Here is a 13198-nt window from a genome sequence, read left to right on the forward strand (position 1 = left end):
AAGCGCGTCGGGCGCGCCACCCGTCAGGCGAGCGAGTCCTCCCAGGCCCGGTGCAGCGCCGCGAACCGCCCGTCGGCCGCCACCAGCTCGGCGGGGCTGCCGTCCTCGACGATCCGGCCGTCGTGCATCACGAGCACCCGGTCGGCGGTCTCGACGGTGCTGAGCCGGTGGGCGATGATCAGCGCCGTCCGGTTCCCCAGCAGCCGCTCCAGCCCGGCCTGCACGAGCCGCTCGCTCGGCAGGTCCAGCGACGACGTCGCCTCGTCCAGGATCAGCACGGCGGGGTCCGCGAGGAACGCCCGCGCGAACGACACGAGCTGCCGCTGCCCCGCGCTCAGCCGCCCGCCGCGCTTGGCGACGTCGGTCGCGTAGCCCTCGGGCAGCCCCAGGATGAAGTCGTGCGCCCCCACCGCCCGGGCGGCCGCCTGGATCTCGGCCTCGGTGGCGTCGGGCCGGCCGAGGGCGATGTTCTCCGCGATCGACCCGGAGAACAGGAACGCCTCCTGGGTCACCATCACCACGTTGCGCCGCAGATCCGCCTGGCTGAGCTCGCGCAGCTCCACCCCGTCCAGCGTCAGCGAGCCGGTGGACACGTCGTAGAACCGGGCGATGAGCTTGGCCAGCGTCGACTTGCCCGCGCCCGTCTGGCCCACCACGGCCACGGTCTGACCCGCCGGGATCACGAGGTCGAACTCCGGCAGCACCACCCGGTCCGGCCCGTAGCTGAACACCGCGTCCCGGAACTCCACCCGCCCGGACGCCACGCCCGCCCCCGGCGCGTCGGCCCCGGGCAGCGGCGTGGGCTCGGCGGCCTCCACCACGGTGGGCTCCTCCTCGAGCAGGCCGGAGACCTTCTCGAGCGCCGCCGTCGCGGACTGCAGCGACGAGTAGAACATCGCCACCATCTCCATGGGCTGGAACACGCGCCGCCCGGCCAGCAGGAGCGCCACGAGCACCCCCACCTCGAGGTCGCCGTCGAGCACGCGCAGGCCCCCGGTCACGAGCAGCGCCGCCACCGTCAGGTTGCCCGTCGCCACGAGCACCGGCTGCAGGATGCCGAACAGGTTGAGCGTGGCCACCATGTCGTCCCGGTAGGCCGTGGCCAAGTCGCGGTACCGCGCGTCGTTGTCCCGTTCCCGTCGGAAGGCCTGGACCGCGCGGATGCCGGTCATGGTCTCCACGAAGTGCACGATCGACCGCGCCGAGGACACCCGCGACCGCCGGTACGCCTCCTCGGACCGCACCTGGTACCAGCGCGTCACGATCGCCACCGGCACGGCCGCGCCCAGCAGCACGAGGAACGACGGCGGGTCCAGCAGCAGGATGGACGCCGCGGTGAACGACATGAACATCAGCCCGGACACGAGCGAGGACACGCCCTGGTCCAGCAGCTCCCGCAGCGCCTCCAGGTCCGAGGTCTGCCGCGAGATCACCCGCCCGGACGTGTACCGCTCGTGGAAGCCGAGGCTCAGCCGCTGCGTGTGCCGGAACACGCGCAGCCGCAGGCTCAGCAGCATGGCCTGGCTCGCCCGCGCGGTGAGCCACGTGTACGCCCCCAGGAGGCCGCCGGAGACGACGGCCGCCGCCACGTACGCCCCGCCCACGGGGACGAGGATGGGCCAGACGGACTCGCCGGCCCGCACGGCTTCGACGACGCGCGGCAGCTCCGCGTCGATCGCCCAGGCGATGATCAGCGGCCCGGCCGCCCGCGCCGCGTTGGACACGAGCACGAAGACCGCGGTGAGCAGCAGCGTCCCCCGGACCGGCCGCGCGAGCTCGCCGAGCAGCCGGAAGGACCGGCGCCGGATGTGGCGGCGCTCCGCGCGGGTGTAGTCGAGGTCCTCTTCGGCCCCCACGCCGCGCACGCGGCTCACGTCGGCGGCGCTCATGCCTGCTCCTCCGGTCGGCTCGAGATGATGTGCCGGTACACGGCGCTGCGGGCCAGCAGTTCGGGGTGCGTCCCCACGTCCTCGATCCGCCCGTCCGCCAGCACCGCGACCCGGTCCGCGAGGGCCACGGTGGAGGGACGGTGCGCCACGATCAGGGTGGTCGTCCCGTCGAGGACCTCGCGCAGGCGCGCGGTCACGGCCTCCTCGGTGCGCACGTCGAGGGCGGAGAGGGGGTCGTCCAGCACGAGCACGTCAGGGCGCGCCGCGATCGCGCGGGCGAGGGCGATCCGCTGGCGCTGTCCGCCGGAGAGGCTGAGGCCCTCCTCGCCGATCTCGGTCTCGACGCCGTCCGCCAGGTCCGCCACGAAGCCCGCCTGCGCGGTCTCGAGCGCGAGGTCGAGCAGGGCGTCCGCCGCGGGGGAGTGGAGGCCGTCCGCGAGCACGTCCGCCGGGGCGCCGAGCAGCACGTTCTGCCGGATGGTCGCGGAGAACAGCGTGGCGTCCTCGAACGCCACGGACACCCGCCGGCGCAGCTCCTCGAGCGGCATCCGGCGCACGTCCACCCCGTCCACGCAGACGGAACCCGCCGTGACGTCGAGCAGCCGGGGGACCAGCTGCAGCAGCGTCGACTTGCCGGCGCCGGTCGCGCCGACCAGGGCCATCGTCTCGCCGGGCACCAGCTCGAGGTCGACGCCGTCGAGCAGGTCGCGCTCCCCGCGCCCCGGGTCCGCGTCCGGCCAGCGGAAGCGCACCCCGTGGAACGCGAGCGCGCCGGTGGCCGGGGGCACGACGGCGGCCTCCCCGGTGGGCGAGGCGATGTCCACGGGCGTGGCGAGGACGTCCACGTGGCGGTCGATCGCCGTGCGAGCCGAGAGCGTCATGCCCATCAGCTGGCCCACCGACTCGACCGGCCCGGCCAGCACGGCCGCGGTGGCGAAGTAGGCGGCGAGCGCGCCCACCGTCAGCTCCCCGGTCGCCACGAGCCACAGGCCCAGGGCGAGGCCCAGGCCCAGCACCGTCTCCGGCAGGGCCACGATCAGCGCGATGAACCGAGCCAGCACGGACGCCTTGTGCACCTCGGTGCCCTGCAGCGTGCGGGCGCGCCCGCGGAAGCCGTCGAGGGCGTGCGCGCCGCGGCCGAACGCCTTGAGGACGCGGATGCCGTGCACCGACTCCTCGACGGACGTGGCGAGGTCCCCGGCCTGGTCCTGGGAGAGCCGGGACGCGGCGCGGAAGTCGTTGCGGAACCCGAACGACGCCCACATGATCGGCACGGCCGCGGCGAGGTAGAGCAGGGCCAGCTGCCAAGACAGCAGGAACAGCAGGACGAGGCCGACGGTGATGGTCACCACGTCCACCACGAGCATGACCGAGCCGAACGCGATCCACCGCCGCAAGAGCGAGAGGTCGCCCTGGGCCCGGGAGAGCAGCTGCCCCGAGGGCCACGCGTCGTGGAACGCCACCGGCAGGCGCTGGAGCCGTTCGAACAGGGCGATGCGCGCCCGGTTCTCCACCCCGGCGGCCGGCGGGAGGATGAAGTACCGGCGCAGGCCGATGAACGCGGCCTCGGCGAGGCCGAGCACGGTGAGCAGGCCGGCGGCCCGCCACACGTCCGCGCGGGAGTCGGGGGAGGAAGGCCGGGCGAGCACGGTCTCCGTGAACACGGTGTCCACGAGCAGGTGGATGACCTGCGGGATGGCCAGGGCCACGAGGCCCGCCGCCATGGCCGAGGCGAGCCCGAGCACCCAGCGCGCCCGCACGCCCTCGAGGTACGGTGCGATCCCGCCCAGGGCGTCACGCAGGGACGAGGCGCCGGGAGAGGTGGTGCGGGTCACGGGGCTCCACTGTACCCGCGGCCCCGGACGGGACAGGCGGCTCAGCCCCGCGGGACCAGGTCCAGCACCACGGCCTCGGGCCGGCACGCGAACCGCACGGGCGCGGACGGCGCGGTCCCCAGGCCGGCCGACACCTCGAGCGGGACGGTCCGCCCCGCGGCCGTCCACGTCGAGACCCCGGAGGCCTGCCGGCGCGGCAGGTCGCAGTTGGTGACGAGCGCGCCGAGGAACGGCACGCAGACCTGCCCGCCGTGGGTGTGGCCGGCGAGCAGCAGATCGGCGCCGTCGACGGTCATGGCGTCCAGCACGCGGCGGTACGGGGCGTGGGTGACGCCCAGCCGGAACCGCCCGTCGCCGCCGGGCCGCCCGGCGCCGTCGTCGTGTGCGGGGCCGGGGAAGCCGGCCCAGGCGTCCAGACCGAGGTGCGGGTCGTCGGTGCCGGCGGCGAGGACCTGGAGCGTGGTCCCGGCGCGGGTCGGCACGGCCAGGGCGACGCCCCGGTTCGTCAGGTCGGCCCAGCCGGCGGCGCGGAACGCGCCGAACAGGACGTCGGAGGGAAGCCGGGGCCGGTCCGCGTCCATGCGCGAGGGGCCCGCGAAGTACCGCAGGGGGTTGGCCGCCTTGGGCGCGTAGTAGTCGTTGGAGCCGGGCACGAACACGCCCGGCCGCGCCAGCAGCGGCCCGAGCGCGTCGAGCACGAGCGGCACCGACGCCGCGGCGGACACGTTGTCCCCCGTGTTGACCACGAGGTCAGGCTCGAGTACATCCAATCCGCGCAGCCACGCCCGCTTGGCCCGGTGCCGGGGCAGCAGGTGGATGTCCGAGAGGTGCAGCACCCGCAGCGGCGCCGACCCGGCCGGCAGTACGGCCAGTCGGTGCGTGCGCACCGTCCGGGCCTCGGCCTCGACGAGGCCCCAGGCCAGGCCGAGGCCCGCCGTCGTGGCCATCCCGACGGCGGCAGGCGCTGCGGAACGGAGCATGCGGCGGGTGCGGGAGGCGGCGGGGCGCATCGCGGTCAGTAGCCCGGGACCGCCTCGGGCAACGGCCCGCCCCGGTCCAGGTCGTCGATGTGGAACTGGCGTCCGTCCGGGTGCTCGCCGGCCTCGCCCGGGTCCTCCGACTGCGGGCCGTCCCACTCGGGCAGTTCACCCGGCGGGAACTTCTCCTTGGCCAACTGGTTGTACTCGAGCCAGGACGGGCCGTTGATGGAGGTCGAGTAGAACGGGTTGCGGACCTCGCCGTTGACGGTCTCGCCCGTCATGGTCTTCAGGTTGTTGTAGCGGCCGGTCCACACGGCGGTGGCCAGCTTGTTGGTGAACCCGACGAACCACGTGGAGGACACGTTGTCGTTCGTGCCCGTCTTGCCGCCGAACTCGTAGCCGGCGCCCTCCTCGGCGATGTTGAAGCCGCCGATGTGGCGCAGGACCGGCATCAGCTCCCGGACGTGGTCCGGGTCGATGACCTGGTCGCACTGCGGGTCGGCGACGTCGTACTGGTTGCCGGCGGTGTCCGTGACCTCCAGGATGGCGCGCGGCTCGCAGTACAGGCCGTTCGCGGCGATGGCGGCGTACGCGCCGGCCAGGGAGAGCGGGGCCACCGAGTCCTTGCCGAGCAGGAAGGACGGGTCGTCCGGCTGCAACGGGGAGCTGTCCAGGGCGCGGGTGACGCCCAGCTGGGTGGTGAGGCTCGTGATGTCGCACAGATCCAGCTGGTACGCGGTGGCGACGGTCGGCGTGTTCACCGACCAGAAGAGGCCCTCGTCCACGCGCACCTGCCGCAGCATGCCCGGGACCACGTTCTTGAACTGCCAGGTGCCGCCGACCGTGGTGTAGCCGCCCGGGCGGCACGAGGCAGCGAACCGCGTGCCCGTGGGGTAGACGTTCCGGGAGGCGTCCACGGAGTCGACCAGGCGGTTGCCGTTGCGCAGCCACGTCAGTGCCACGAAGGGCTTGAGCGTGGAGCCGGCCTGGAAGCCCTGGCCGCCACCCCACTGCTTGTCCACGTTGAAGTTCAGCGAGGTGTGGCCGAGCTCGTCCTGGATGGCGTACTCGGTGTTCTGGGCCATGGTGCGGATGTTGCCGGTGCCGGCCTCCACCGAGGTGAGCGCGTGGCCGGCGCCCAGCGACTCGTTGTTGGGCACCGAGGCGCGCAGGTTCTTCTCGGTCTCCTTCTGGAGCGTCGAGTCGATCGTCGTGCGGATGGTGAGCCCGCCGCGGTCCAGCAGGGCCTGGCGGGACTGGACGTCCGGGCCGAACGTGGGGTCGGCGAGGATCTGCCGCTCCACGTAGTCGCAGAAGTAGGTGCCGAACTTGGCGTAGAGGCAGCCCGAGGGGCGGGACTCCATGACCACCTCCATCGGCTGGGCGACGGCGTGGTCGTACTCCTCCTGGGAGAGGTAGCCGTTGTCCTTCATCGCGTTCAGCACGAGGTTGCGCCGCTCCGTGGCCTCCTCCGGATTGCGGGCCGGGTCGAACCGGGTGGGGGACTGGACCATGCCGGCCAGCGTGGCGGCCTCCCAGCTCTCCAGGTCGGCGGCGGACTTGCCGAACACGTACTGCGAGGCGGCCTCGACCCCGTAGGAACGGCCGGAGAACAGCACGATGTTGAGGTAGCCCTCGAGGATCTCGTCCTTCGACATCTGCTTCTCGACGGCGACCGCGAGCTTGATCTCCTTGACCTTGTCCGCGATGTTCTTGGAGCCGGAGAGCGTGAGGCGGGAGTCGCCGCGGATCTGCTGCACGTTCACCAGCATGTTGTTCACGAACTGCTGGGTGAGGGTGGAGGCGCCCTGCGTGGAGTCGGAGGTGGCGTTGTTCACGGTCGCGCGGATGAGGCCTCGTGCGTCCACGCCCTCGTGCTCGTAGAAGCGCTCGTCCTCGATGGCCACGATCGCGTGCTGCATGTGCTCCGAGATCTCGTCCAGCGGGACCGGGGTGCGGTTCTCCTCGTAGAAGACGGCGATCTCCTCACCGTCCTCCGACAGGATGCGCGACGGGACGGAGACCGGCTCCGCGGGCAGCTCGTCCGGCAGCTCCTCCAGCATCTCCCGGCCCGACGCGGCGGCGACACCGGCCAGGCCCGCGACGGGCAGCAGGAGGGCCGCCACGAGCAGGCCGGCCACCGCCGAGAGGCCCACGAAGGCGAGGAGGCGGCCGAGAGCGCTCGAGGGGGCGGGGAAGCGGGTCGTGCGGGAGGCCATGGGCGCGAGTGTAGCGCGGGCACCTGGGACCTCTTCCGGGGTCCGCGCCGGTGGCTAGGGTGGGTCCCATGACTCAGCAGACGCAGTGGGAGTACGCCACGATCCCCCTCCTCATCCACGCGACCAAGCAGATCCTCGACCAGTGGGGCGAGGACGGCTGGGAGCTCGTCACGGTGATCCCGGGCCCCGAGGGGAACAACCCCGTGGCCTACCTCAAGCGTCCGAAGGCGGCGTGAACGTGACGGCGCAGTCCTCGGCCCCCACCTGGGGCGACGGCGCCGTCGCGGCCCGCCTCGCGGCGCTCGGCATCGACCGACCCGCCGTCGCGGCGCCGGTCGGCTCCTACGTCCCGGCCCTGCTTGACGGCGACCTCGTGCTGACCTCAGGCCAGCTCCCCTTCGTGGCCGGCGCCCTGCACGCCACCGGCAAGGTGGGCGCGGAGGTCACCCCCGAACGCGCCCAGGAGCTCGCGCGGGCGTGCGCCGTGAACGCGATGGCCGCGGTGCACGAGCTGCTGGGGGACCTGGACCGAGTCGCCCAGGTCGTCAAGGTCGTCGGTTTCGTGGCCTCCGACCCCGCGTTCACCGGTCAGCCCGGCGTGGTGAACGGCGCCTCGGACGTGCTGGCCGAGATCTTCGGCGAGGTCGGCCGCCACGCGCGCTCCGCCGTCGGCGTGGCCGTGCTGCCCATGGACGCTCCCGTCGAGGTGGAGATCACCGTCCGTGTCCGCTGACCCGGCCGGCATGCTGCTGCCGGTCCCGGAGCAGGAGGAGGACCTCACCCGCCAGTGGCTGGACCGGCGCTTCCGCCAGGTCCGCCCGGCCCGGCCCGCGTCGTCCGTCGTCCTGGTGCGCGACGGCGACGACGGCCCGGAGGTCTTCCTCCGCCACCGCGCGGGACGCACCCCGCTCGGCCGCGTGGGCCTGCCCGGCGGCGCGCTCATCGAGTCCGACGCCGACTCCTGCCCGTGGTACGGGCCCGAGCCCTCCCAGTGGGCCCGCACGTTCGGGACCACGGACCGGCGGCGTGCGCGGCAGCACGTGGTGGCCGCCGTCCGCGAGCTCCACGACGAGGCCGGAGTGCTCCTCGCCGGCCGCTCCGACACGGACGTCGTGGCCACGGCGCGCATCGAGACCTGGGGCGGGGGCCGCAGCTCGCTCGAGGAGGGCTCGGAGAGCCTGCCCCGCCTGCTGGCCGCGCGCGGCCTCGGACTGCGCACCGACCTGCTGCGCCCCGTCATGCGCTGGCAATCCGCGCCCCACGTCCACCGACGCTTCGACACGGCCGTGTTCGCTACGACGACCCCACCGCTGCAGTCCGCGCCGACAGCAGAGGAACCCGGTCCCGAACTCCAGGCGTGGGTGCCCGCGCGTCGCGCGCTCGCCGGCCCGCTGCGGCTGCCCGGACCCGCCGGGGCGGAGGGCACGGCGCCCTTCGACCAGGTGGCGACCCCACTGACGCAGGTGATGGTGCGTCGGGTCGCGGCGCACCGGACGGCCGCCGCCTTCCTGCTCTCCGTCACGCCCTGTGCCCGGCGCGACCCCGTGCCGGAATACCACCTGGTCACCGAGGCCGGCGACGACGGCACCCCCCGGATGCGCGTGGAGCGGGCCACCCGGGACTGACCGGGGTGGCCCGCTCCACGGCAGGGCGGGGGGCGTCAGCGCGAACGCTGACGCAGACGCTGCAGGTCCAGGATGACCACGGCGCGGTTCTCCAGGCGGATCCAGCCGCGCTGGACGAACTCGGCCAGGGCCTTGTTCACGGTCTCGCGGGACGCGCCCACCAGCTGGGCGAGCTCCTCCTGCGTGAGGTCGTGCGCCACCAGCAGGCCGTCCGCGGCCGGCCGGCCGAAGCGGTCCGCGAGGTCCAGGAGCGCCTTGGCCACGCGGCCCGGCACGTCCGAGAACACCAGGTCCGCCAGGGACTCGTTGGTCTTGGACAGGCGCTGGGCCAGGGCCTGGAGCAGCTGGACCGACACATCCGGCGACGAGGCGATGGCGCGGCGCAGGTTCTCATGGCGCAGACCGGCCAGGCGCGTGGCGGACACCGCGGTGGCGGTGGCGTTGCGCGGGGCGGGGTTGAACAGGGCCATCTCGCCGAAGATCTCGCCGGGGCCGAGCACGGCCACGAGGTTCTCGCGGCCGTCCGAAGCGGTGCGGCCGAGCTTGATCTTGCCGGACATGATCACGTACAGCTGATCGCCCTGGTCGCCCTCGTGGAACGCGGACGCGCCGCGGGAGAGCTCCACCTCGGTCAGCTCCGAGGTGAGGATGGCGAACACCTCGTCGTCCAGGTTGGTGAACAGCGGAGCCTTCCGCAGAACCTCGAGATCCATGTGTGCGTGTCCTCTCTGTGGGCAGTTCCTCACACCGCGGCGGAGGAGCCGCCCGGTTCACTGGCGTCCATTGTGCCCCATACCCCCGTGCGGGCCGATACCCTGGATCCTCCACCGGGCGCGCGGGCGGTCCCCGCGCGTGGCCGGTGCCGTCGCATCCGAAGGAGGTCGCCCATGCCGCTGGGTCTGACGTGGCTGGACGTCCTGCTCATCGTCGCGCTCGCGATGCTCCTGGTCCAGGGCCACCGTCGCGGCCTGTGGGTGGTGCTGGGCAACCTCGTCGGCCTGGTCGGCGGTGCCGCGATCGCGTTCTACGCCCTGCCGGAGGTGGCGGAGTTCGTCACCGCGCCGCAGTGGCGGTGGGCCGCGCTGATCGCCACCCTCGTCCTGCTCGTGGCGGCGGGCCAGTACGTGGGCGCCGCCATCGGCGAGGCGATCCGGCTGCGCGTGAACCTGCCGGCCCTGCGACTCGTCGACCGCCTGCTCGGCGCGCTCGCCGCCGGTCTCGCGGGCGCCCTCGTCCTCTGGCTCGTGGCGTTCTCCATCGCGGCCTCCGGCTCCACCGCGGTCACCCGTGAGGTGAACCGCTCGCAGGTGATCACGGCGCTGGACACCGTGATGCCCGACTCGCTCCTGGCCTGGGCCGCCCGCTCGCGCTCCGCCGTCGCCGACCTGGACGTGCTGCCGGAGCTCGAGCTGCCCGCCCCCGTCCCGGAGTCCGACGACGGCGTCCGCGCCGCCCCGGCCCCGGCCGCGACGCCGGGTCTGCCCTCGGCCGCCTCCTCCCCGTCCGACACCGCGACGTCCGCCCCGTCCGCCTCGGCGACCCCCGAGGAGCCCGACGACGCCGCCGCGCCGTCGGCCACGACGACCGCCCCCGCCTCGTCGACGTCGACGGCCGCCCCCTCGACTCCCGCCGCCTCCTCGGCGTCGGCCGCCGTCGTCCGGCTGACCGGGACGGCCGCGCAGTGCAACCAGGTGCAGAGCGGCTCGGGCGTGGCCGTGGCCCCGGACCGCGTGCTCACGAACGCGCACGTGGTCCTCGGCGTGGACGCCCCCACCGTGACGGACCGCGCCCGCGGCGTGCACGCGGCGCGGATCGTCCACCTGGACACGGCGCACGACCTCGCCGTCCTGGCGGTCGACGACGCGAACCTGCCCGTCATGCCGGTCGGCGCCGAGCTGACGGGCGGCGCGTCGGCCTCCGTCCTGGGCTATCCCGACGGCGGCCCGTTCGCCTCCACCCCCGCGACCGTGCAGGCCGTCGGCGAGGTGCCGCTCGGCGACGTCCTGACCGGTGCCGCGAGCATGGTGGACGTCTACACCCTCGCGGCGGACATCCGCCACGGCTACTCGGGCGGCCCGGTGGTGGACACGGCCGGGAACCTGGCCGGTCTGGTGTTCGCCCGGGCCCCGGGCTCGGACGCCGTCGGCTACGCCCTGACGGCGGACACCATCGCCCCCGTCGTCGCCGCGGCCCCGGAAATGACGGCCACGGTCCCTTCGGGGGACTGCGTCCCGGGCGGCTGAGCCGGCGCCGCGCCACGCGCCTGATGCCCGCATTCCGGACCGGACTGTCCGGCAACGGCCCGTGTCGACTATTGTGTCCTCCGTCACACTCGAGTTTTCCCGACCCCCGGAGGTCCTGCATGTCCAGCACCGTCTCCGCGCCCGCGTCGGCGCCGAAGCGCACCCGGGAGGAGTTCACCGGCCGGTGGGCCTTCATCCTGGCGGCCATCGGCTCCGCCGTGGGCCTCGGCAACATCTGGCGCTTCCCCTACGTCGCCTATGAGAACGGCGGCGGCGCGTTCGTCATCCCCTACCTGATCGCGCTGCTCACCGCGGGCATCCCGCTGCTGTTCTTCGACTACGCGATCGGCCACCGCTTCCGCGGCTCCGCGCCGCTGGCGTTCCGGCGCCTGTCCCGGTGGACCGAGACCGTCGGCTGGTGGCAGGTGCTCATCTGCGTCGTCATCGGGATCTACTACGCCGCGATCATCGGCTGGGCGATCATGTACACCTGGTTCTCCGTGGACCAGCGGTGGGGCGACGACCCGGAGACCTTCCTCATGGGCGACTACCTGCAGGTCGCCGACGACCCGTCCCCGTCCTTCGACGTCGTCTCGGGCGTCTTCTGGCCCATGCTCGCCGTCTGGGTGATCACGCTGCTCATCATGGGCTTCGGCGTGCGCCGGGGCGTGGCCCTGGCCTCGATGGTCGGCATCCCGCTGCTCGTCGTGATGTTCCTGATCCTCGTCGGCATCGCCCTCACCCTGCCGGGCGCCGCCCAGGGCCTGGACGCGCTGTTCACGCCGAACTGGGCCGCGCTGGCGGACCCGGGCGTCTGGATCGCCGCCTACGGTCAGATCTTCTTCTCGCTGTCCGTCGGCTTCGGCATCATGATCACCTACGCTTCCTACCTCAACCGCCGCACGAACCTCACCGGCTCCGGCCTGGTGGTCGGCTTCTCCAACTCGGGCTTCGAGATCCTGGCCGGCATCGGCGTGTTCTCCGCCCTGGGCTTCATGGCGCAGGCCTCCGGCGTGTCCGTGGCCGAGGTGGCCGGCAGCGGCATCGGCCTGGCGTTCATCGCCTTCCCCACCCTGATCTCGCAGGCCCCGCTCGGCGCCCTGATCGGCGTGCTGTTCTTCGGCTCGCTCGTGGTCGCCGGCTTCACCTCGCTGATCTCGATCCTCGAGGTCGTCATCTCCGCCGTGAAGGACAAGCTCGGCTGGGGCCGCTGGACGGCCACGATCGTGGTGATCGGCCTGTCCGGGGTGGTCTCCCTCGCCCTGTTCTCCACCACCACGGGCCTGCAGATGCTGGACACCATGGACGCGTTCGCCAACAACTTCGGCATCGTGGGCGCGGCGCTCCTGTCGGTGCTCCTGGTCACCGGTGCGCTGGGCTCGGCCCGTCGCATCACGGCGCACCTCAACGCCGTCTCCTCCTTCAAGGTCGGCCGCGGGTACGTGCTGCTGATCGGCGTGCTCATGCCGATCGTGCTCGCCTACATCTGGCTCTCCTGGATCATGAAGGTGATCGCGGAGGGCTATGAGGGCTACCCGGGCGACTTCCTCGGCGTCTTCGGCTGGGGCATCGCGCTCGGCTCCGTCGCCCTGGCGATCCTGCTCTCCCTGATCCCGTGGTCCCGCAAGTCCAACCTCTACGCCGAGGACCTGGACAGCGAGATCCACGGCGACCTCATCCCGCACAACGCCGTGCCCGAGGGCACCGTCCCCACCGGCGCCCTGCCGGTGGTGCCCGCGGCCGCCACCCGGAAGGAGCTCTGACCGATGAGCACCGCAGCGATCGTCATGATGTCCCTGGCCATCCTCCTGGTGTGGGGCGGCCTCGCGGTCTCCGCCGTCCACCTGCTCCGCCACCCGGACGACTCCTCGGGCGACCTCGCCATCGAGGACGAACTGGCCCCCGCCGTGTGGGAGCGCGAGGATGGCCGTCTCGACGCGCAGCACCGGTGAGTCGATGAGGGCCCCCGGTCCGTCCGCAGCGGCCCCGTCCGCGGCCTCGGTCGCCGACGGGGCCGCGGGCGTGGTCTCCGCCTCCCTGCCGGTCGTGGCGGTGGACGGGAGCCTGCCGGCCCCGCCCTACCGGCAGATCGTGGACGCGGTCCTGGCCGGCGTCGCCTCCGGATCCCTCGCCCGCGGGGACCGACTGCCGCCCGTGCGTGCGCTCGCGGCCGAGCTCGGCGTGGCACCGGGCACCGTGGCCCGGGCCTACAAGGAGCTCGAGGCGCACGGCACCATCCGCACCCGGGGGCGCGCGGGCACGTTCGTGGCCGCCTCGGCGGACGCCCGCGCGGACGCCGCGCACCAGGCCGTGCGCCGCTGTCTCGACACCCTGCTCGAACGCCTCGGCTACACGCCCGACGAGGCCGTGGAGCTGGTCCGGCGGGACGCGGCCGCCCGCGCCTGAG

General features: G+C 73.5%; 12 protein-coding genes. 7 read left to right on the top strand and 5 right to left on the bottom strand.

The features are described from left to right. Window positions 1–23: 23 nt before the first annotated feature. From KVS67_RS06035 to KVS67_RS06050, 4 genes are read right to left on the bottom strand one after another with little or no spacing between them, the layout of a single operon-like run. On the bottom strand, window positions 24–1889 hold the full coding sequence (locus KVS67_RS06035; protein ID WP_158183955.1) for an ABC transporter ATP-binding protein: 1866 nt from the start codon (window positions 1887–1889) through the stop codon (window positions 24–26). After that, a complete protein-coding gene (locus KVS67_RS06040) occupies window positions 1886–3724 on the bottom strand; it encodes an ABC transporter ATP-binding protein (protein ID WP_217565100.1) in 1839 nt (612 codons plus the stop codon). Before KVS67_RS06040 ends, KVS67_RS06035 begins: the two co-directional genes overlap by 4 nt. A gap of 41 nt (window positions 3725–3765) precedes the next feature. Beyond that, window positions 3766–4734: a metallophosphoesterase gene (locus tag KVS67_RS06045; RefSeq protein WP_217565102.1), complete on the bottom strand. Its 969-nt coding sequence runs from the start codon at window positions 4732–4734 to the stop codon at window positions 3766–3768. A gap of 5 nt (window positions 4735–4739) precedes the next feature. Next, a complete protein-coding gene (locus KVS67_RS06050; protein ID WP_217565104.1) occupies window positions 4740–6923 on the bottom strand; it encodes a transglycosylase domain-containing protein in 2184 nt (727 codons plus the stop codon). A gap of 68 nt (window positions 6924–6991) precedes the next feature. Between KVS67_RS06050 and KVS67_RS06055 the strand changes: the two genes are divergently transcribed. The 3 genes from KVS67_RS06055 to KVS67_RS06065 are packed head-to-tail and all read left to right on the top strand — an operon-like array spanning window position 6992 to window position 8548. Next, a complete protein-coding gene (locus KVS67_RS06055; RefSeq protein ID WP_010080276.1) occupies window positions 6992–7159 on the top strand; it encodes a DUF4177 domain-containing protein in 168 nt (55 codons plus the stop codon). After that, window positions 7156–7656 (top strand): RidA family protein, encoded by a 501-nt coding sequence (locus KVS67_RS06060; RefSeq protein WP_095694911.1) that lies wholly within the window; start codon window positions 7156–7158, stop codon window positions 7654–7656. Before KVS67_RS06055 ends, KVS67_RS06060 begins: the two co-directional genes overlap by 4 nt. Continuing rightward, entirely contained in the window at window positions 7646–8548 is a 903-nt protein-coding gene (locus KVS67_RS06065; RefSeq protein ID WP_217565107.1) for an NUDIX hydrolase, read from the top strand. The genes KVS67_RS06060 and KVS67_RS06065 overlap by 11 nt, the downstream gene beginning before the upstream one ends. 35 nt (window positions 8549–8583) lie before the next feature. Here KVS67_RS06065 and KVS67_RS06070 read toward each other — a convergent pair whose 3' ends face one another. Further along, entirely contained in the window at window positions 8584–9261 is a 678-nt protein-coding gene (locus KVS67_RS06070; protein ID WP_002854021.1) for a Crp/Fnr family transcriptional regulator, read from the bottom strand. A 174-nt stretch (window positions 9262–9435) separates the two neighbouring features. On the opposite strand from KVS67_RS06070, the gene KVS67_RS06075 reads away from it, so the two are divergent. The 4 genes from KVS67_RS06075 to KVS67_RS06090 all read left to right on the top strand — a co-directional run bounded on the left by KVS67_RS06075 (window position 9436) and on the right by KVS67_RS06090 (window position 13197). Further along, window positions 9436–10791 (top strand): MarP family serine protease, encoded by a 1356-nt coding sequence (locus tag KVS67_RS06075; RefSeq protein ID WP_206481392.1) that lies wholly within the window; start codon window positions 9436–9438, stop codon window positions 10789–10791. A gap of 119 nt (window positions 10792–10910) precedes the next feature. Further along, window positions 10911–12554: a sodium-dependent transporter gene (locus tag KVS67_RS06080; protein WP_041103987.1), complete on the top strand. Its 1644-nt coding sequence runs from the start codon at window positions 10911–10913 to the stop codon at window positions 12552–12554. Window positions 12555–12557: 3 nt separating this feature from the next. Then, complete coding sequence (locus tag KVS67_RS06085) at window positions 12558–12743, top strand: methionine/alanine import family NSS transporter small subunit (protein WP_049144840.1); 186 nt, start codon at window positions 12558–12560, stop codon at window positions 12741–12743. Next, the gene (locus KVS67_RS06090) at window positions 12715–13197 is read left to right on the top strand and encodes a GntR family transcriptional regulator (RefSeq protein WP_049144842.1); all 483 of its coding nucleotides are present in this window, start codon (window positions 12715–12717) and stop codon (window positions 13195–13197) included. The genes KVS67_RS06085 and KVS67_RS06090 overlap by 29 nt, the downstream gene beginning before the upstream one ends. The last annotated feature ends 1 nt before the right edge of the window (window position 13198 follow it).

Origin of the sequence: Micrococcus sp. GbtcB5 (assembly GCF_019091605.1) — a bacterium.
In the GTDB taxonomy this organism is placed as follows: domain Bacteria; phylum Actinomycetota; class Actinomycetes; order Actinomycetales; family Micrococcaceae; genus Micrococcus; species Micrococcus luteus.